Below are 18,937 nucleotides of genomic sequence, written 5' to 3'. Positions count from 1 at the left end.
CCTGGCCGGAGCACCGCTCTCCTCTGGTTGCGGCGCTCTTCCGGCATGCCACACTGGCGGGATGTCCGCGCCTGCGAACGCCCGCGCCCGGGTGCGCGCCCAACTGACGAGCGAGATCGCGGAGGTCGCACGCCGCCACCTCGCGACGAGCGGCGCGGCCGCGCTGTCGCTGCGCGCGGTGGCCCGCGAGCTGGGGATGGCGTCCTCGGCGGTGTACCGCTATTTCCCCTCCCGCGACGACCTGCTCACCGCGCTGATCGTCGAGGCCTACGACGCGCTCGGCGAGGCCGCCGAACAGGCCGAGGCCGCCCTCCCCCGCGACGACCTACGCGGACGCTGGCGCGCGGCGTGCCGTGCGATCCGGGACTGGGCGCTGGCCCACCCGCACGAGTACGCGCTCGTCTACGGCTCCCCGGTGCCCGGTTACGCCGCCCCGGAGGCCACCATCGACCCGGCCGCCCGGGTCGGCGTGGTGCTCGCGCAGGTGCTGGCCGATGCCCGCGCCGCGGGACGGCTGGCCCCGGCTCCGCCCGCCGCGGCCGGCGCCGACGCGGCCCTGGCCGACGGCCTGGCCGAGGCCCTCGGGCTGTCCTGCGACGACCCGGACTCGTCCCTGGCCGCGCGCGCGGTCCTCGCGTGGTCGTCCCTGTTCGGCGCCGTCAGCTTCGAGCTCTTCGGGCACACGCACAACGTGGTCGCCGACCACGACGCGTTCTTCGACCACGCGGTCGACCAGCTCGCCACCCAGGTCGGCCTGCCATAGCCCATCGAGTGCACCCGCACGGTGGTTCGATCACGAGCGCACAGCAGTGAGGTAACACTCGGGGCGCGTGGCGGCGCGAGTTCGGCCGAACGGCCACGACATTGCCGCGATGTTGGGACGCTCCGAGCGTGCTCGACGGCCCGTTCCGCGGCTCGGACGTCCTCGCCTGCGGCGTGCTGACGCCCGGCGTGCTGCGCGGACCCCGGTTCCGGCGGCTCTTCCCGGACGTCTATCTGCGGGCGGGCGCGACAGTCGATCTCCGAACCTTGTCCCGGGCCGCATTCCTCTTCGTCGAACGCCGGGGCGGGGTGCTGAACGGCTACTCCGCGGCGGAGCTGCTCGGATGCAGCTGCGGCCCGGTACGGACGCCGGCGGAAGTGCTCGTCGCGCGGCATGTGAAACCACAGCGAGGACTACGGGTGACCCGAGGTGCGGCAGCCCCGTCCGAGCTGGTCGACGCCGACGGATGCCGGTTGACCTCGCCGCTGCGCACCGCATGGGACCTGGCCAGGCGAGAACCGCTGGTGGAGGCCGTCGTGGCGGTCGACGCGCTGGCCCGGCGCGGCGCCTTCGCTCCGAAGACCCTGCTGCAACTGCGCGCACTGCAGCCCGGTGCCCGCGGCTGCCGGCAGCTCGACCGGGTCGTGGCCCTGGCCGACCCCGGCGCCGAGTCGCCCATGGAGACCCGGCTGCGGCTGCTCCTGGTTCTGGCGGGGTTGCCGGCACCGGTGGTGCAGTACCGCCTGTTCGACGAGCACGGCTTCGTGCTCGCTCGCTTCGACCTCGCCTACCCCGACGCGCTGCTCGCGATCGAGTACGACGGCGATCGGCACGTCGACGAGCTGGATCGCCGCCGCGACGTCCGGACCGGGCGTCACGGCTGGCACACGATCCGCTTCGGGAAGGGCGACCTCACCCGCACGCCACAGACCACGCTCACGGCCGTTCGAGACATCTACCGCCGCCGCCGCGCTCTCCTCGCCGCGCCGACTGCACCCTGACGGCGATTCGATCATGAGCGCACAGCACTGAGGGTGCGCTCGGCCGCCGTAGGCCGGGTCAGGCCGTCAGGACCTCACGGCCCAGGACCTCGGCGATGTCGGACAGCGGGACCGCGCCCTCGCGCAGCACCCGGGGTGCGTCGGCGGTCAGGTCGACGATCGTGGAGGCGATCGGCTCGCCGGAGGGCCCGCCGTCGAGGTACACCGCCACCGAGTCGCCGAGCTGGGCCGCGGCGTCGGAGGCGTTCGCGGCCGGCGCCGAGCCCGACCTGTTCGCGCTGGACACGGCCATCGGCCCGACGTCGCGCAGCAGTTCCAGCGCCACCGGGTGCAGCGGCATCCGCAGCATGACGGTGCCCCGGGTCGCGCCGAGGTCCCAGGCCAGCGACGGGGCGTGCGGCAGCACCAGCGACAGCCCGCCGGGCCAGAACGCCTCGATGAGCTCGCGGGCGGCGGCCGGCACGCCCATCACCAGGCCGTCGATGGTCGACCAGGAGCCGACGAGCACCGGCACCGGCATGTCCGGGCCGCGGCCCTTGGCCGCGAGCAGCGAACGCACCGCGGCGCCGGAGAACGCGTCGCAGCCCACCCCGTAGACGGTGTCGGTCGGCAGTACGACGAGCTGACCGGCGCGCACCGCGCGGGCGGCCGCGGCGAGTCCTTCGGCCCGGGCGTCCGGGTCGGAACAGTCGAAGGTAGGCGGGGAGGTCACGACGCGAGCCTACGACCGGCGCCGATCGGGCCTGCGAGGCCGTCCCTCAGCGGCCGGGGCCCGGCCGGCGCGATTCGGGGCGCCGCCGCCGGGCGGTCGCGAACCGCGGCCGCCCGGCGAGGTCGGTGTGCTCCTCGACGTCGCTGAGCACCTTGCGCCTGCGCAGCAACGCAGGGACGGTCTCGCCGTGGGTGTCGTCGTGCTCGATGCCCAGCCAGCCGCCGTATCGCAGCAGTGCGGCCGAGGAGGAGATGACCGCACGGATGATCTCCAGCCCGTCCGGGCCGCCGAACACCGCATCCGGCGGATCCCATTCGGTGACCTCCGGTGGCAGCGGCGTGCCGTCGGGCACGTACGGCGGATTGCACACCACCAGGTCGACCTTCGACTCCAGCTCGACGAGCAGGTCGGACCACCGGACGTCGGCGGCGTGCAGCGTGACGGGCGTGCCGCCGGTCGCGACGTGCGCGGAGATGTTGCGCCGGGCCCAGCTCAGCGCGCCCGGGTCGGCCTCGACGGCGTGGACCCGCGCGTCCGGCCGGCACGCCGCGATTGCCAGCGCGAGCGCCCCGGACCCGGTACACAGGTCCACGACCAGCGGGTCCGGCACGTCGGCGATGCGTTGCAGGCCCCACTCGAGCAGCAACTCGGTCTCCGGGCGCGGGGTGAACACCCCCGGGCCGACGGCGACCGTGGCGGGGCCCAGCACCGCGGTGCCCAGCAGGTGCTGCAGCGGCTCCCGGGCGGCGCGGCGCACCACCAGCCTGCGGTAGGCCTCCACCACCGGCGGGTCGACGAGCGGAACCATCATCAGCCGCCCGCGCTCCACGCCGACGACGTGCGCGGCCAGGATCTCGGCGTCCACCCGGGGGCTCTCGACCCCCGCGGCGGCCAGCATCCGCTCGGCCTCCAGCACGGCCACCCGCAGCGGTTGCCTGGTCATGCTCATTCCAACGACTTCCGGGGCCGCGAGCGACTCATTGCCCGACCGACTCCGCGCGGTCGGCCGCGACCAGCGCGGCCAGCACGTCGTCGAGGTCACCGTCGAGGACGGCGGCCAGGTTGTAGGCCTTGTAGCCGACCCGGTGGTCGGAGATCCGGTTCTCCGGGAAGTTGTAGGTGCGGATCCGCTCCGAGCGGTCGACGGTGCGGACCTGCGAGCGCCGCTGGTCCGAGGCCCTGGCCGCGGCCTCCTCCTCGGCGAGGGCCTGCAGCCGGGACCGCAGGACCTCCATGGCGCGGGCCCGGTTCTGCAGCTGGGACCGCTCGTTCTGGCAGGAGACGACGATGCCGGTGGGCAGGTGCGTGATGCGGACCGCCGAGTCGGTGGTGTTGACGCTCTGCCCGCCGTGCCCGGAGGAGCGGAACACGTCGATGCGCAGGTCGTTCTCGTCGATCTCGACGTCGGCGTCCTCGCCGGTGTCGGGGTAGACCAGGACGCCGGCGGCCGAGGTGTGGATGCGGCCCTGCGATTCGGTGACCGGCACCCGCTGCACGCGGTGCACGCCGCCCTCGAACTTCAGCGCCGACCAGACTCCGTCCGGGGTGGGTGTGCGGGACCGTACCGACAGCGTGATGTCCTTGTAGCCACCCAGGTCGGAATCGGTGGCGTCGAGCACCTCGGTCTTCCAGCCGCGACGCTCGGCGTAGCGCAGGTACATCCGCACCAGATCGCCGGCGAACAGCGCGGACTCCTCGCCGCCCTCCCCCGACTTGACCTCGAGCACCACGTCGTCGCCGTCGTGCGGGTCCCGCGGGACGAGCAGCTCGGCCAGCCGGGTCTCCAGCGCGGCGATCCGCCCGGTCAGCTCCTCGGCCTCCGCGGCGAAGGCCGCATCCTCGCGGGCCAGCTCACGTGCGGCCTCGTGGTCGGCGCGGGCCGCGCCCAGCTCGCGGGCGACGGCCACGATCGGGCCGATCTCCGCGTAGCGGCGGCCGAGCTTGCGGGCGTTCGCGGCGTCGGCGTGCACGGCCGGGTCGGCGAGCATCAGCTCCAGGTCGGCGTGCTCGGCGAGCAACGCATCCAACGACGCAGCCGGTGCGGTCATCTCTCGTCGTTCCGTTCTCGGGATTCCGTTCTCGGGTCGAGCCTTCGGGCGCCGGGCCCCCGAAGGGGCCCGGACATGCGGACGGCGCCCATCACACAGCGGTGATGGGCGCCGTCGGTGAAGCTACTTGCCGGCGCGGGCGCCGCGCTTGCCGTAGCGCGCCTCGAACCGGGCGACCCGGCCACCGGAGTCCAGGATCTTCTGCTTGCCGGTGTAGAAGGGGTGGCAAGCCGAGCAGACCTCGACGGTGATCGCGCCGCTCTTCTTGGTGCTACGAGTGGTGAACTGGTTGCCGCAACCACAGGTGACCTGGGTCTCGACGTAATCGGGGTGGATACCCGAACGCATGGGCTTTCCTCTCTTCATGGCCGCCGGGTCCCTCCGGGGAGGGTGAACCGGAACCGGGAGTGACGTGCTATTCAACCATCCGGGCCGCCCGCGGATTCCCACGGGCGGCCCGGATGTGTCAGCCGGCGGTCGCCCCGCCTCAGTTGTCGTCCGAGCCGGGGGTCGTCTTCGCGACCGACATCAGGAACTCGATGTTGGTGCGCGTCTTGCGCAGCCGGTCCAGGATCAGGTCGATGGCCTGCTGGTCGTCGAGGGCGGCGAGCACCCGGCGCAGCTTGACCGTGACAGCGAGCTCGTCCGGGCTGAGCAGGAGCTCCTCCTTGCGGGTACCGGACGCGTCGATGTCGATCGCGGGGAAGACCCGCTTGTCGGCGATCTTGCGGTCGAGCTTGAGCTCGGCGTTACCGGTGCCCTTGAACTCCTCGAAGATCACCGTGTCCATCGTGGACCCGGTCTCGACGAGGGCGGTGGCGAAGATGGTCAGCGAACCGCCGTCCTCGATGTTGCGCGCCGCGCCGAGGAAGCGCTTCGGCGGGTACAGCGCCGTGGAGTCGACACCACCGGACAGGATCCGGCCCGACGCCGGCGCCGCCAGGTTGTAGGCCCGGCCCAGTCGGGTGATCGAGTCGAGCAGCACGACGACGTCGTGGCCCATCTCGACCAGTCGCTTGGCCCGCTCGATGGCCAGCTCGGCGACCGTCGTGTGGTCCGACGGCGGGCGGTCGAACGTGGACGCGATGACCTCGCCCTTCACCGACCGCTGCATGTCGGTGACCTCCTCCGGCCGCTCGTCGACGAGCACGACCATGAGGTGGCATTCGGGGTTGTTGGTGGTGATCGCGTTGGCGATCGACTGCATGATCATGGTCTTACCGGCCTTGGGCGGCGAGACGATCAGTGCACGCTGGCCCTTGCCGATCGGCATGACCAGGTCGATGACCCGGGTGGTCAGCTTGCTCGGCTCGGTCTCCAGGCGCAGCCGCTCGTTCGGGTAGAGCGGGGTCAGCTTGGTGAACTCGGGCCGCTGCTTGGCGAACTCCGGGTCACGGCCGTTGACCGTGTCGACCCGCACGAGCGGGTTGAACTTCTGTCGCGCCTGCTCACCCTCGCGGGGCTGGCGGACCGCACCGGTGATCGCGTCACCGCGGCGCAGGCCGTACTTGCGGACCATCGACAGCGACACGTAGACGTCGGTCGGGCCCGACAGGTAGCCGGTGGTGCGGACGAACGCGTAGTTGTCCAGGATGTCGACGATCCCGGCCACCGGGAGCAGCACGTCGTCGTCACGCACCTCGGTGTCGACGTTGTTCTGGCCACCGCCGCCACCGGTGCGGTCGCGGTCGCGGTCGCGGCCACGGCGGCGATCCCGGAAGCGGCGGCCGCGGCGGCCGCGACCATCACCCTCGTCGTCGGAGTCGTCGTCGCGGCTGTCGCGGGTGTTCCGGTCGTTGCGGTCGTTACCGCCCCGGTTGTCGTTGCGGTCACCGCGGTCGTTGCGGTTGTTGTCCCCGCGGTTCTCGCCGCGGTTGTTCCGGCCGCCGTCGCGGTCGCCCCGGCCCTCGCGGTCGCCGTCCTGGCGGGAGCGGCGGCCGTCCTGGCGGGAGCCGCGGTCGTTGCCGTCGGTGTCGGTCTCGCCCTTGCCCGCCGTCTCGGCGGGCACTGCCGCGGCACCGGTCTCAGTGGCGGCTCCGCCCTGGTCGGTGGCCTGCTCGGCGTTGCGGTCGGCGCCACGGCCACGCCGGGTCTGACGGGTGCGGCGGGTGCCGGTCTCGGCCTCACCGGTCGCCGGAGCGGCGGACTCGGTGGCGTTGCCGGCGGTGGCGTCGGGGGTGGCCGCCGGGGCGCTCGAAGAGGCGCGGTCAGCGGCGGGCGCCGTCGCCGGCGCGGACTCGGCGGCCGGCGACGCGGCAGCCTCGGTGCCGGCGTCCTTGGCCGCAGGCTGCGGGTCCGGCGCTCCGGCCGGGCGCGAGGCCGTGCGGCGGCGCCGAGTGGTCGTGGTGGTGGTGGCAGCGGCGGGCGCGGCACCGTTGTCAGAGCCCGACGCAGGGGCGTCGGCACTGGTCACGGGCGCGGCGGCGGTGCCGTCACCGTTCTCGGGGAGCGGCAGTTGCGTGGATGCCGCCCGACGGGACGACGAGGTCGTGGACGCCCCGGAGGCCGCGGCAGCGCCGCCGGCCTGGCGTTCCTTGATGGCAGCGATGAGATCGCCCTTCCGCATCCCGGTGGTGTCGGGGATGTTCAGCTCACCAGCAAGCTGGCGCAGTTCCGCCAGAACCATCCCGGACAGGCCGCCCCGCTTACGGGGAGGAGCGGTGGTCACGGCATCTGCTGCGGCAGTCTCGGTGCTGACGAGATCAGTCTCGCTCACGAAGGTCCTTCCTGACCGACCCGGGTCATTTGCCCTGGTCAGCGGATTCACAACTCGCCCGGACGGTCCGCCGGACGAAAATCGGCTACGGGGCCGCGTGGTCGGCAACCGTCCCGACAGCAGGGGGCGGCGACCATTGCGACGGTCGCGGGGAAGAGGCCGCTCGGTCCGGAACCAGATCTCCGTGCCCCGTCCTGAAGGAGGGGCGAAGATTCCGGCTCGAGAGGCCACGCGGATGACGCGTGGATCGCCGTGCGGTCCCGAGGGTAGACGTTCTTACCTGCTCGGGCAACAACCCCCCTCGTGGCGCGCCGAACTATCCGATCTCGACCTGCGCGCCGGTGGCGTCGACGGGTAGTGCCGCAACGGTGAAGCCGTGCAGATCGATTCCCTCGGGCAGAGTCCCGTCGCTGGTCAGCGCGAGAACGGTCGGCCCGGCACCGGAGATCGCCGCCGGCACATCGTGTGCGCGCAGGACGTCGACCAGATCGGCCGATTCGGGGTAGGCCGGGCGCCGGTAGCCCTGGTGCAGCCGGTCCTCGGTGGCCTCGAGCAGCAGGTCGGGACGCTGGGTGAAAGCCAGCACCGACAGTGCCGTGCGGCTCCCGGTGAACGCGGCGTCGACCAGCGGTACCCGCTCGGGCAAGAGCCCACGGGTCGTCTTGGTGGACGACTCGACCCCCGCGACGAGCGCTACCGGGTGGATTCCGGCGTGCGCGTCGAGACGTACAGCGTTGAACCGGCCCGCGTTATTCCCGGGGGTCTGCTCGGATTCCCACGCGATGACGAACCCGCCGAGCAGGCTGGCCGCCGCGTTGTCGGCGTGCCCCTCCATACCTGCGGTGACCTGCAACAAGGCGTCACGCTCGAGTTCCGGGTCACGGCCCGCGAGCACGGCGGCGGCCACCGCGCCTGCCACTGCGGCGGCGGCGGAGGAGCCCAGCCCGCGCGAGTGCGGGATGGCGTTGCGGCAGCGCAACCGCAACCCGGTCGGCGCGTCGCCGAAGATGGCCCACGCGGTGCGCATCGCCCGGACGACGAGGTGGGAATCATCACAGGGAACCTGTCCCGCGCCCTCGCCGGACACCTCGACGTGCACGCCGGGCGACGAGACCGCGGTGACCTCGACGTCGTCGTGGAGCGACAGCGCCAGCCCCAGCGAGTCGAAGCCCGGGCCGAGGTTGGCCGACGAGGCCGGTACCCGGACGCGGACCTCCCTCGGCCGGCCCATCAGCGCACCATCACTGCAGCTCGAGGGCCGCCGCGACGGCACCCGGGTCGATCGGCACCACCGTCGGCGCCGGGGCGGTGAGCAGCGCGGTGTCGGGGTCCTTGAGGCCGTGGCCGGTGACCGTGCAGACGACCAGCGATCCGCGCGGCAGCGTGCCGTTCGCGCTCGACTGGAGCAGCCCGGCCACGCTCGCCGCCGATGCCGGCTCGACGAACACCGCCTCGCGGGAGGACAGCAGCCGGTAGGCGGCCAGGATCTCGTCGTCGGTCACCGCCGCGAACAGCCCGTTCGACTCGTCACGCGCCGCGACCGCGGAACCCCACGACGCCGGGGCACCGATCCGGATCGCGGTGGCGATCGTCTCCGGATTCTTGACCGGCGCGCCGTTCACCAGCGGCGCGGCACCGGCGGCCTGGAAGCCGAACATCCGCGGCAGTTCCGAGATCAGCCCGTCGGCGAGGTAGCCGCGGTAGCCCTTCCAGTACGCGGTGATGTTGCCCGCGTTGCCCACCGGCAGGCAGTGGATGTCGGGCGCCCGGCCGAGTTCGTCGCAGATCTCGTAGGCGGCGCTGGCCTGCCCGGCGATGCGGGTCGGGTTCACCGAGTTCACCAGCGCGATCGCCGGGTAGTCGGCCGCGGTCTTGCGGGCGAGCTCCAGGCAGTCGTCGAAGTTGCCGTCGATCTGCAGGATCTTCGCCCCGTGCGCGACGGCCTGGGCCAGCTTGCCGAGCGCGATCTTGCCCTGCGGGACGAGAACGGCGCAGGTCAGGCCGGCCCGCGCGGCGTAGGCGGCGGCAGAGGCCGAGGTGTTCCCGGTGGACGCGCACAACACGCCCTGCTTGCCGTCGGCCAGTGCCGCGGTGACCGCCATGGTCATCCCGCGGTCCTTGAACGAGCCGGTCGGGTTGGCGCCGTCGACCTTGAGGTAGACCTCGCATCCGGTCGCCTCGGACAGGTGCGGCGCCGGCAGCAGCGGCGTGCCGCCCTCGCCGAGGGTGACGATCGTCCAGTCCGGCTGCACGGGCATCCGGTCCCGGTAGGCCTCGATCACCCCCGGCCAGCGGTTCAGCCCCGTCCGGGCAGGCGTTGCAGCACTCATCCGGCCACCCCCAGCGCGCTCACCGAGCGGCCTAGATCCTCTACCCGCAGCACGCTGTCCACTCCGCGTACCGCGTCCAACCCGCTCAGCGCGTCCACCGTCGCGGCCAGCGCCGCGTCGGGGGCCCCGTGCGTGACGACGACGAGGCGGGCCCCGCCTTCGTTGTCCCCGTTGAGCGGGAGTTGCCCGCCCCCGGTCTGCCGGACCGCGGCGATGCTGACGCCGTGCTGGGCGAACTCCCCCGCTATCGCGGCGAGCACACCGGCGCGGTCGGCCACCTCCAGGCTCACGTGGTACCGCGTGGGTACCGCGCCCATCGGGCGCACCGGCAGGCTCGCATAGGCCGACTCGCGCGGGCCGCGCCCACCGACCACCTGGTTGCGGGCCACCGCGACCAGGTCGCCGAGCACGGCGCTCGCGGTCGGCGCGCCGCCGGCGCCCTGCCCGTAGAACATCAGCTGCCCCGCCGCCTCGGCCTCGACGAACACCGCGTTGAAGGCACCGTCGACGGCCGCGAGCGGGTGGCTCTGCGGGATCATGGCCGGATAGACCCGGGCCGACACCGAATCCTCGCCGCCGGCATCGACCCGCTCGCAGATGGCCAGCAGCTTGATCGTGCAGCCCAGCGTGGCGGCCGCGGCGATGTCGGCCGCGGTGACCCCGCGGATGCCCTCGCAGTACACGTCGGCGGCGCAGACCCGGGTGTGGAAGGCCAGTGAGGCCAGGATCGCGGCTTTCGACGCGGCGTCGTAGCCGTCGACGTCGGCGCTCGGATCGGCCTCGGCGTAACCCAGCCGGGTCGCTTCCTCGAGCGCTTCGGCGTACCCGGCGCCGGACGCGGTCATCGCGGAGAGGATGTAGTTGGTGGTGCCGTTGACGATCCCGGCCACCCGGGTGATCCGGTCACCGGCCAGCGACTCGCGCAGCGGACGCAGCAGTGGGATCGCCCCGGCCACCGAGGCCTCGTAGTACAGGTCGACGCCCGACGCGTCGGCCGCCTCCGCCAGCGTCGCACCGTCCTCGGCAAGCAGCGCCTTGTTCGCGGTCACCACGGACTTGCCCGCCTTGAGCGCCTCGAGCAGCAGCGTCCGCGCCGGCTCGATGCCCCCGATCACCTCGACGACCACGTCGACGTCGTCGCGGGCGACCAGGCCCGCCGCGTCCGTGGTGAGCAGCCCCTCGGGCAGTTCAGGGTGCCTGTGTGGGCGGCGCACGGCCACCCCGACCAGCTCGACCGGGGCACCGATCCGTGCCGCGAGGTCGTCGGCCTGGGTGTCCAGCAGCCGCACCACCTCGCCACCGACCGTCCCGCAGCCGAGCATCGCCACCCGGATCGGCGCGCCGTTGCCCCTCGGGCCGTTCCCCGTCACGCCACTCCTCCCAGCGGTCCCGGTGAGTTCCGGGCACGAATCATGACTGCTCGCGGGCCGGTACGGGGCAACAGAGTGCCCCGGTTCACCCGGCCACCTCCAGCCGGAACTGGTCCTCCACCGTCTCCCGGCGCAGCAGCACCCGGGCCTGCCCGTCGCGCACAGCGACCACCGCGGGCCGCGGCAGCCGGTTGTACGAGCTGGCCATCGAATAGCAGTACGCGCCGGTCGCGGCCACGGCGAGCAGGTCGCCGGGCGCGAGATCGGCCGGTAGCCAACAGTCCCGGACGACGATATCGCCGGATTCACAGTGCTTGCCAACCACCCGCGACAGCGCAGGTTCCGGGCTGCCGTCGACCGCCGAGGCCCGGGAGACCAGCCGGCAGTCGTACACCGCGTCGTAGAGCGCGGTGCGGATGTTGTCGCTCATCCCGCCGTCGACGCTGACGTAGCGCCGCGACGAGCTGCTGCCCAGCGGGACGTCCTTGAGCGTGCCGACCTCGTAGAGCGTCACGGTGCCCGGCCCGGCGATGGCCCGGCCCGGCTCGACGGCGATGTCCGGCACGTCCAGCCCGGCGGAGTGGCACTCGCGCTTGACGATGTCGCGCAGCTGCCCGGCGAGCTCGGCGACGCTCAGCGGCACCTCGTCGGCGCGGTAGGCGATGCCGATGCCACCACCGAGATCGAGGGTCCTCAGGTCGGCGAGCTTGTCGGCGCCGTGCTCGCGGTGCAGCTCGGCGAGCAGCCGGACCACCCGGTGGGCGGCCACCTCGAAGCCCTCGGTGTCGAAGATCTGGCTGCCGATGTGGCTGTGCAGCCCGACCAGCGACAGGCCCTCGGACTTGAGCACCCGGCGAGCCGCCTCGGCGGCGTCGCTGGCGGGCCCGCCCGCGATGGAGAAGCCGAACTTCTGGTCCTCGTGCGCGGTCGCGATGAACTCGTGGGTGTGGGCCTCGACGCCGACCGTGACCCGGATCATCACCGGAGCCACGACGCCGCGCTCGCGGGCGACGGTGTCGAGCCGGGCGATCTCGTGGAACGAGTCGAGCACGACCCGGCCCACGCCGGCCTCGACCGCGTCGATCAGCTCGGAGATCGACTTGTTGTTGCCATGCAGCGCGATCCGCTCGGCCGGGAACCCGGCGCGCATCGCGACGGCGAGCTCGCCGCCGCTGCACACGTCCAGCGACAGGCCTTCGTCGGCGACCCAGCGGGCCACCTCGGTGCACAGGAACGCCTTGGCCGCGTAGTGGACGGACTCGGCGCCGAACGCGGCGGCGAACTCCGCGGCGCGGGAGCGGAAGTCGTTCTCGTCGATCACGAACAGCGGGGTGCCGTACTGCTCGGCGAGATCCCGGACGTCGACGCCGGCGACCTCGACCACGCCGTCGGCACGCCGCCCGGCGTTGCGCGGCCACACCGCAGGGGCGAGCTCGTCGAGCTCGGCGGCGCAGGCCGGCTTGGGGCCGGCGGTCTCCGGGGGTGTCTGCACGCCGGCATGCAGGGGGCCGGCGGGGTGGACGTTCACTTCGGTCCTCTCACATCCGCTCGGGAGCGGAGACGCCGAGCAGGCCCAGACCGTTGGCCAGCACCTGGCGGGCAGCCACGCTCAGCGCGAGCCGGGCGCGGTGCAGGTCGGTGACCTCCTCGTCGCCCATCGGCAGCACCCGGCAGGAGTCGTAGAACTTGTGGTACGCGCTGGCCAGCGACTCCAGGTAGCGGGCCACCCGGTGCGGTTCGCGCAGCTCGGCCGCCGTGGCGACGACGGCCGGGAACTCCCCCAGAGTACGGATCAGATCGCCCTCGCGCGGGTGCTCGAGCAACCCGTAGGCGTCACCGACCTCGACGCCCAGATCGGCGGCGTTGCGGGCCAGCGACGCCAGCCGGGCGTGTGCGTACTGCACGTAGAACACGGGGTTGTCGTTGCTGCGCCGGGCGATCAGGTCGAGGTCGATGTCCAGAGTGGAGTCGACCGAGGACCGGATCAGCGAGTAGCGGGCCGCGTCGACGCCGACCGCGTCGACCAGGTCGTCCATGGTCACGACCGTCCCGGCGCGCTTGCTCATCCGCACCGGCTGCCCGTTCTTGACCAGGTTGACCAGCTGCCCGATCAGCACCTCGACCACCGCCGGGTCGTCGCCGAACGCGGCCGCGGCCGCCTTGAGCCGGGCGATGTAGCCGTGGTGGTCGGCGCCGAGCATGTAGATGCACAGGTCGAACCCGCGCGCCCGCTTGTCGAGCAGGTAGGCGATGTCGCCGGCGATGTAGGCCGGGTTGCCGTCACTCTTGATGACGACGCGGTCCTTGTCGTCGCCGTGGTCGGTGGAGCGCAGCCACCAGGCGCCGTCCGCCTCGTAAAGGCTGCCCGACTCCTTGAGCCGGTCGACCGCGGCCTCGACGGCGCCGGAGTCGTGCAGCGACTGCTCGTGGAACCACACGTCGAAATCGGTGCCGAAGGCGTGCAGCGCGCGCTTGATCTCGTCGAACATGAGGTTCACGCCGACCCGGCGGAAAACCTCGTCACGCTCGGCGTCGGGCAGGTCGAGCGCACCGGGCTCCGCCGCCAGCACCTGCGCGGCGATCTCACCGATGTAGGCGCCGCCGTAGCCGTTCTCCGGCGGCGGCTCACCCTTCGCAGCCGCCACCAGCGACGCGACGAACCGGTCGATCTGCGCGCCGGCGTCGTTGAAGTAGTACTCGCGCGTGACCTTCGCACCGCGCGCGATGAGCACCCGGCCCAGCGCGTCGCCGACCGCGGCCCACCGGGTGCCGCCCAGGTGCAGCGGCCCCGTCGGGTTGGCCGAGACGAACTCGAGGTTCACGTTGCGGCCAGCCAGTTCGTCACCGGTGCCGTAGGCCTTGCCGGCGGCCAGCACCTCGCCGACCAGCGCACCCTGCGCGTCGGCGGCGAGGCGCAGGTTGATGAAGCCGGGGCCGGCGACCTCGGCGGCGGCGATGCCGGGGCGGCGGGCGAGGTCCTCGACCAGCCAGCCGGCCAGGTCGCGCGGCGCGACGCCGGCCTTCTTCGCGGTACGCAGGGCGACGTTGGTCGCGTAGTCGCCGTGTTCAGGGTTGCGGGGGCGTTCGACGCCGACGTCGGAGGGCAGCGCCGCGACGTCCAGGCCTCGGTCGGCCAGCACGTCCAGCGCGGCGACACGAACCAGGTCGGCGAGCACGTCGGGAGTCACTTCACCGAGTCTAGGAGGTGCTGCTCAGGGGCCTCTCATGCGGCGCTCCTACACTGCGGGACCGCGACCCGCCATCCGGGCGAAGGTCGCAGAAGCCACATTCGACGACCTCGGGGACGGTCCATGGTCAGCGGCAAGAACAGCAAGGCGGGCCGCAACGCCCGTACGCCGGTCGTCACCCGGCGGTCCACTCCGTGGGGCCTGATCGCCGCCGTGCTGGTCCTGGTGATCTTCGCGGGCTCGGTGTTCGGCTATGCGTTTTTCCGCAACAAGGAGAACACCGACCGCGCCAACGCGCTTGCACCGTTCACCCCGACCGCGCAGAACCAGGACCCGTCGCGGCAGATCCAGGGCGTCGACGTCATCAACTACCAGGGCGGACAGCACGTGCTGCCCACCGACCGCGTCGCCTACACGCACTCCCCGCCCTTCGGTGGCGCGCACGACGGGTACTGGGCCGCCTGCAACGGTGTGGTCTACCCGAACCCGGTGCGCCAGGAGAACCTGGTGCACTCCCTGGAGCACGGCGCCGTGTGGATCGCCTACAACCCCGACCAGGTCACCGGGGCCGCGCTCACCACGCTGAAGGCCAAGGTCGACGGCCAGCCGTACACGGTGATCTCGCCCTACCCCGGCCTCGACCAGCCGATCTCCCTGCAGTCCTGGGGCCACCAGCTGAAGCTGAGTGACGCGAACGACATCCGGATCGACCAGTTCATCACCGCGCTGCGGCGCAACCAGTACACCTACCCCGAGGTCGGCGCGAGCTGCCAGGCCCTCGGCCCGGGCCAGTTCGACCAGGACAACCCGCCGCCGTTCGTCCCCACGCCGCCGGTCAGCGACATCGGCCGCACCGTCAACGGCAGCCCTGTCGTGGCGGAGAACGGGGGCACCAGCGGCGTCACCCCCGACTCGATGGGCGGCGGCACGGGCGGCACCGGGAGCGGCGGATGACACTGGGTGGAGTGAGCGCCTCGGCCGTGTCCCCGGATCCCGAGACCGAACCGCCCCCGGACGGTCCGCCGCCCGCTGTGGACGACCAGGGACCGGGGCCGGGTGGCGAGGGGCCACGTGAGCCGCGCTGGGCCCGGCCGCTGGTCGCCGTCGTCGCCGCGGTGGGCCTGCTGCTGCTCGGTGCCGCGGCCGGCCTGCTGATCGGCCTCCCGGGATCGTCGAGCACGACCACACCCGCGGCGGACTCGGTGGACGTCGGTTTCGCCCAGGACATGACCGTGCACCACGAGCAGGCCGTCCAGATGGCCGCCTGGGAACGCGACCACACCACGGACCCGGTGCTGCACCAACTCGCCTACGACATCGAGTCGACCCAGACCCAGCAGATCGGCCGCATGCAGGGCTGGCTCGGACTGTGGGGCCAGGCCTCGTTGCCGGTCGGCGGGCACCACATGGCATGGATGAGTGGCGCCATGAGCCACGACCACGGCGGCTCCATGACGAGCGGTGGCGTCGCCACGATGCCCGGGATGGCCAGCGACGAGGACCTGAAGCGGCTGCGTGCCGCCACCGGCAAGGACCTCGACGTGCTATTCCTGCAGCTCATGCTCCGCCACCACGAGGGTGGCACCTCGATGCTGCAGTACGCCGCGCAGCACGCCGACGTCCCCGAGGTCCGCAACCTCGCGAGCCAGATGCTCAGCTCGCAGACCTCGGAGGCTGCATACATGAAGCAGCTTCTCGCCCAACGAGGGGGGCAGCCGTTGCCGCTGTAGATCGTGCGATACAGTTCCCTCATCGCACGGCCCCCGTAGCTCAGGGGATAGAGCACCGCCCTCCGGAGGCGGGAGCGCAGGTTCGAATCCTGCCGGGGGCACCATCAGTGCCAACAGCCAGAACGGCCCCTCACCAGCTGAAACAGGGTGAGGGGCCGATCTTGTTGTGTCCGGGCGTCAGCGGCCGTAGGTGGCCGTTGGCGGGCGTCTGTGCCCAATACGTGCCCAAGTTTTCAGCCGTCGTCCCGGTGGCCGAGTGCCTGCATCACGCGCCGGCGCGCTGTTGTGTCCTGCCCGTCGAGGCATTTGGCGTAGACCTTCAGCAGCACCTCCACCGAGTGCCCGGCCCACTCGGCGACCTGAGTGGCCGGCACGCCCCCGTTGAGCCAGGTCGAGACGCAGGCGTGCCGCAGCGTGTAGGGCGTCGCGCCCAGCGGCGTCGCGGCCGTCTCCGGTGTGAAGGCCTGCCGACGAGCTGCCCGCCAGGCCCTCATGTACGTGAGCTTCGGCAAGTCGGTGGACCTCTCCCCCACGAACAGCCGGCCGTCGGCTCCCGTCCCGAACTCGGCGATGTGCTGTTGCAGCATCTCGGTCAGCTCTGGCGGGCACGGGACGACTCGGCTCTCCCCTCGCGCCCTGTTCTTGAGCTGTCTCCGGTCACGCTGGCGGCCGTCGTTGGTCCAGTCCGGCCCGGCATACGGAGTGGCCTCTTCAAGATGGATCTCACCCCATCCCGAATCGGGAATCGAGAGGTTGTGCTTGCGGACGTTGGCAGCCTCCTCCGGCCGCATGCCGGAGAAGTACATGAGCCCGAAGAAGGCGACCAGGCGCGGACCGCTGCGCTTCGTCTCGCGCACGGCGTTGAGCAGGGTCCGAGCCTGGACCGGGTTGACCACCGACCTGCGATCGATCCCGCTCGCGGCCTTCGGCGCCTTCCACTTGAACGCGGGCAGCGGGTTGACGTCGAGGCACCCCCGTTCCACTGCGTACTCCGCGATGTTGGACAGCACCCGCCGGCGCTTGCTCACGACGCTTGCCGCTCCGGGCGTCCCGTCGAGCTTCGTGCTGATCTCCGTCAGGACGCGCCGCAGGACGGCCGGCTCGGCCAGCCGAGCGACGGTGCCCGAGTGACGACGAACCCAGCCCAGTGCCTCGCGGACCTCCGCCGGGCAGTCCGCGGTATCCCGCCTGCTGGTGTTGAACGCCCACCGGTGGAGCGACCGGCGGATCAGCGCCGCATCAGGACGACCGCGGTCGCCGTCGAGCAGACCGACGGTGATCGCCGTCAGCGCCTCCGAGATGCTGCGCCGGTAGGTCGCGGCCGCCGGCGCCCACTTCATGTCGACGTAGTCACACGCGAACTCGTACCAGCCCAGGTCCCGAGAGGGTCGTGACGCCGAGATCGGGTGCCCCGTCTCGACCGAGAATGCCTCCCCTCGCCGCGTCGCCGAGATCAGCTCGGAGCGGAAGCTGTCGGCGAGAGCACGCGTCTTGAAGCGCTCCTTCCTGGCTCGGTCGCCGACCTTCCACCGGACGATGTAGGCGGTGCCCCGCTGTCCCTGGTAGGTCGCGATCGACCACACACGGACGTCGTAGGTGGCGGTCATCAGGCGGCCACCTCCTCGAGGGAGTCGAGCCAGCTCTCAAAGTCGGTGCGACGAATGCGGATCTCGCCATTGGGGAGCTTGATGCAGCGCGGGGCGCGTCCCTTGGCGCGCCAGTCGTAGAACGTGGATCGTGAGATGCCGAGTTCGGCGCAGAGGTCGTTGACGGTGAGGCGGGCGGGCGGCCGGCTCAAAGAGTTCTCCCGGGTCCGGGAGTGACAGTCACTCTGCTGTCACTCTGTTTGTCACAGCTGTTTGCGCAGGTCAAGCGGGGTCCAGTAACGGAGTGACAGGGGTAGGGCCTGAGTGGTGGTCCGCGGCTGTCACTCGGCCGGCTAGGCGGGGTCACAGGGATTCGCCCTGGTCAGCGGTGTTGGAGTGACGCAGTGACAGCAGTGACGGGGTGACGGCGGCGGGGGTGTCACTGCTGTCACCGGTGTCACTGTCGGCGGGCCGGTACTGGCCACCGGCGGTGGCGCGCAGCTGCCCGTCGTCGGCCATGCGCCGGCAGGTCTGCCGGACCGCAGCGGGGTCGAGCTGCAGCGCGTCGGCGATCTGCTTCGGGCGCTGGCCCGGGTAGTCGCGCAGGTAGCGCAGCACCATCGAGCGGGTGTCACGCATCAGGTAGTCCTCGGCGCGGCCGTCGAGGACTCGCCAGGCCCCGGCCTCGGGGTCGAAGGCGAGCGGGTAGTCGGTTTCGTCGACGTCGCGGCCGGTGACGTGCAGGACCCCGTCCGCCTGCGCGCGGGCGCGCTCCAGGACCAGGACGGCGTCGGCGGCGCCGGCCAGGCCGTTGGTGCCCGAGACGGTGGCCAGGAAGTCCTCGGCGGCGGCCTTGCGGACGTGGTGGACCAGGACGACGGCGACGTTGTGCCGGTCGGCGACCCGTTTGATCCGGCCCATGGCGGCGTAGTCGGCGTCGTAGGCGGCGACCCCGGCCGGTGGGGTGCCGCGGACCTTGGCGAACACGTCGATCACGACCAGCCGGGCGCCGGGGTGCGCGTGCAGCCAGGCATCGATCTGCTCGTCGCCGCCGGCCGGCATCGGCGGGCACGCGATCGAGAGGGTCAGCCCGGCCGGTGCGGGTCGGCCGGCCAGGACGGTGCGCATTCGGGACTGCAGCCGGCGCGGGGTGTCCTCCAGGGCGAGGTAGAGCACCGGGCCGGCCTGGACAGGGATGGACCCGAGGGCGGGGCGGCCGGCGGCGATGTCGAGGGCCAGGCCCAGGCCCATCCAGGACTTGCCGACCTTGGGTGGGCCGGCGAGCAGGGTGACCCCCTCGCAGATGATGCCGGGCACGGCCCAGCGGGGTTCGGGGAAGGCCATGGTCATCAGTTCCTCGGCGTCCCAGGCGGTGCGGCGGGGTGGGGGCACGGCTTCCAACCCGCGGCGCTCCCGCGCCGCGGCGGGGCCGCTCAGCGGGTCCTGATCGGGGCTGTGCGGGCCGGTCCCGGGGGCGGCGGGGTGGTGGGCCG

Annotated in this window: 17 protein-coding genes and 1 tRNA gene; 5 read left to right on the top strand and 13 right to left on the bottom strand. The window is 72.3% G+C overall.

Annotated features, from left to right (window positions below):
• The first annotated feature begins 61 nt into the window (after nt 1–61).
• Both HF526_RS17060 and HF526_RS17055 read left to right on the top strand, forming a co-directional pair.
• Nucleotides 62–763, top strand: a complete 702-nt coding sequence (locus HF526_RS17060; protein WP_169382450.1) for a TetR/AcrR family transcriptional regulator — start codon at nt 62–64, stop codon at nt 761–763.
• Nucleotides 764–891: 128 nt separating this feature from the next.
• Entirely contained in the window at nt 892–1,764 is an 873-nt protein-coding gene (locus HF526_RS17055; protein WP_169382449.1) for a hypothetical protein, read from the top strand.
• 58 nt (nt 1,765–1,822) lie between these two features.
• On the opposite strand, the gene HF526_RS17050 is transcribed toward HF526_RS17055, so the two are convergent.
• The 10 genes from HF526_RS17050 to argS form a co-directional block, all read right to left on the bottom strand.
• On the bottom strand, nt 1,823–2,476 hold the full coding sequence (locus HF526_RS17050) for an L-threonylcarbamoyladenylate synthase (RefSeq protein WP_169382448.1): 654 nt from the start codon (nt 2,474–2,476) through the stop codon (nt 1,823–1,825).
• A gap of 46 nt (nt 2,477–2,522) precedes the next feature.
• Nucleotides 2,523–3,419: a peptide chain release factor N(5)-glutamine methyltransferase gene (gene prmC, locus HF526_RS17045; protein WP_169382447.1), complete on the bottom strand. Its 897-nt coding sequence runs from the start codon at nt 3,417–3,419 to the stop codon at nt 2,523–2,525.
• 34 nt (nt 3,420–3,453) lie between these two features.
• On the bottom strand, nt 3,454–4,524 hold the full coding sequence (prfA, locus tag HF526_RS17040) for a peptide chain release factor 1 (RefSeq protein WP_169382446.1): 1,071 nt from the start codon (nt 4,522–4,524) through the stop codon (nt 3,454–3,456).
• 123 nt (nt 4,525–4,647) lie between these two features.
• Nucleotides 4,648–4,872: a 50S ribosomal protein L31 gene (rpmE, locus tag HF526_RS17035; protein ID WP_169382445.1), complete on the bottom strand. Its 225-nt coding sequence runs from the start codon at nt 4,870–4,872 to the stop codon at nt 4,648–4,650.
• 139 nt (nt 4,873–5,011) lie between these two features.
• Entirely contained in the window at nt 5,012–7,150 is a 2,139-nt protein-coding gene (rho, locus tag HF526_RS17030) for a transcription termination factor Rho (protein WP_239028794.1), read from the bottom strand.
• 406 nt (nt 7,151–7,556) lie between these two features.
• A complete protein-coding gene (gene thrB / locus HF526_RS17025) occupies nt 7,557–8,471 on the bottom strand; it encodes a homoserine kinase (RefSeq protein ID WP_169382443.1) in 915 nt (304 codons plus the stop codon).
• A gap of 10 nt (nt 8,472–8,481) precedes the next feature.
• Nucleotides 8,482–9,570 (bottom strand): threonine synthase, encoded by a 1,089-nt coding sequence (thrC, locus tag HF526_RS17020; protein WP_169382442.1) that lies wholly within the window; start codon nt 9,568–9,570, stop codon nt 8,482–8,484.
• Nucleotides 9,567–10,892: a homoserine dehydrogenase gene (locus HF526_RS17015; RefSeq protein WP_169382499.1), complete on the bottom strand. Its 1,326-nt coding sequence runs from the start codon at nt 10,890–10,892 to the stop codon at nt 9,567–9,569. The genes thrC and HF526_RS17015 overlap by 4 nt, the downstream gene beginning before the upstream one ends.
• A gap of 133 nt (nt 10,893–11,025) precedes the next feature.
• The gene (gene lysA / locus HF526_RS17010) at nt 11,026–12,468 is read right to left on the bottom strand and encodes a diaminopimelate decarboxylase (RefSeq protein ID WP_169382441.1); all 1,443 of its coding nucleotides are present in this window, start codon (nt 12,466–12,468) and stop codon (nt 11,026–11,028) included.
• A 10-nt stretch (nt 12,469–12,478) separates the two neighbouring features.
• Nucleotides 12,479–14,128: an arginine--tRNA ligase gene (gene argS, locus HF526_RS17005; protein WP_169382440.1), complete on the bottom strand. Its 1,650-nt coding sequence runs from the start codon at nt 14,126–14,128 to the stop codon at nt 12,479–12,481.
• 123 nt (nt 14,129–14,251) lie between these two features.
• On the opposite strand from argS, the gene HF526_RS17000 reads away from it, so the two are divergent.
• The 3 genes from HF526_RS17000 (at nt 14,252) to HF526_RS16990 (ending at nt 15,962) form a co-directional block, all read left to right on the top strand.
• Nucleotides 14,252–15,082: a DUF3105 domain-containing protein gene (locus tag HF526_RS17000; protein WP_169382439.1), complete on the top strand. Its 831-nt coding sequence runs from the start codon at nt 14,252–14,254 to the stop codon at nt 15,080–15,082.
• An 11-nt stretch (nt 15,083–15,093) separates the two neighbouring features.
• On the top strand, nt 15,094–15,858 hold the full coding sequence (locus HF526_RS16995) for a DUF305 domain-containing protein (RefSeq protein ID WP_338051535.1): 765 nt from the start codon (nt 15,094–15,096) through the stop codon (nt 15,856–15,858).
• Between the two features lie 29 nt (nt 15,859–15,887).
• A tRNA-Arg gene (locus HF526_RS16990) sits at nt 15,888–15,962 on the top strand.
• Between the two features lie 129 nt (nt 15,963–16,091).
• Here HF526_RS16990 and HF526_RS16985 read toward each other — a convergent pair.
• From HF526_RS16985 to HF526_RS16975, 3 genes are all read right to left on the bottom strand, one after another.
• On the bottom strand, nt 16,092–17,465 hold the full coding sequence (locus HF526_RS16985) for a tyrosine-type recombinase/integrase (RefSeq protein WP_169382437.1): 1,374 nt from the start codon (nt 17,463–17,465) through the stop codon (nt 16,092–16,094).
• A complete protein-coding gene (locus HF526_RS16980) occupies nt 17,465–17,656 on the bottom strand; it encodes a helix-turn-helix transcriptional regulator (RefSeq protein WP_169382436.1) in 192 nt (63 codons plus the stop codon). Before HF526_RS16980 ends, HF526_RS16985 begins: the two co-directional genes overlap by 1 nt.
• Before the next feature lie 151 nt (nt 17,657–17,807).
• A partial coding sequence (locus HF526_RS16975) for an AAA family ATPase (RefSeq protein ID WP_338051533.1) occupies nt 17,808–18,937 on the bottom strand: 1,130 nt, incomplete at its 5' end.

The organism is Pseudonocardia acidicola (assembly GCF_012911935.1).
In the GTDB taxonomy this organism is placed as follows: Bacteria; Actinomycetota; Actinomycetes; order Mycobacteriales; family Pseudonocardiaceae; genus Pseudonocardia; species Pseudonocardia acidicola.
Note: the sequence above shows the minus strand (reverse complement) of the source record. Positions and strands in the feature narration are given on the sequence as shown.